The organism is Bacillus sp. JJ664 (assembly GCF_036962205.1).
Classification (GTDB): domain Bacteria; phylum Bacillota; class Bacilli; order Bacillales; family Bacillaceae_G; genus Gottfriedia.
In genome coordinates this window covers 29,597-30,303 of sequence record NZ_JBALMS010000105.1, presented here as the reverse complement: position 1 = coordinate 30,303, position 707 = coordinate 29,597, and the positions used below count along the sequence as shown (strand labels likewise).

Below are 707 nucleotides of genomic sequence, written 5' to 3'. Positions count from 1 at the left end.
AAATAATATAGAGCGTCATCACTACTGTAATTAGTAGAATCTAATCTATAACTTAATTTTAATTGTTCTACAGCTTGCTTGTAGTTTTTATTCTGAAAATGTTTAAAACCTTTTTCATAAGATTCTACAGATTCTTTCACTACTGTGTCTGGCGTTAAAGAATTCGCTTTGGAGGTGTCTAGATCTGTTTGATTTTCCTTTTCAGCAGTTTGTTTAGATGCTGAGACTTCCGTCAACTTTTTATTTGCCTCACTAACCTGTAATTCCATTGTTTTATTTTTATCTTCTAAATCCTTTATTTGCGCCTCTAAAACACTCACATCTTTACTTGCTTTTTCTGGACGACTAAACATATCAATTTTTTTCAAACCAATCCCAATCATACAAAGGATCAAAATACTGATTAAAGAATATATCATTTTTTTAGACATATAACTTCTTTGTTTTTGAATTTTTTCTGTTACAACTAATTGGTATTTTTGTTGAATTTGTAAAATCTCACCTGCATATTTTATCTCATCTGGAGCATTTGAAAGAAACAGGCGTGCTTGTTTTTCTTTCTTATTCGTAAGTAGCAATAATATATATGTTTTATACATTTCAATTGGTACTTGTAATTCTTTATGATCATTAAAAATCTCTTGTAAAATGAGTTCAGCGCTATCTAAGTTGTCTTCCTTAATTAATCTTGTAGCGTGATGATACAT

At 29.3% G+C, this 707-nt stretch carries 1 protein-coding gene; it reads right to left on the bottom strand.

The features are described 5' to 3' along the window. Positions 1-707: hypothetical protein (locus V7056_RS16025; protein ID WP_499703428.1), on the bottom strand; the 707-nt coding region annotated here is incomplete at both ends.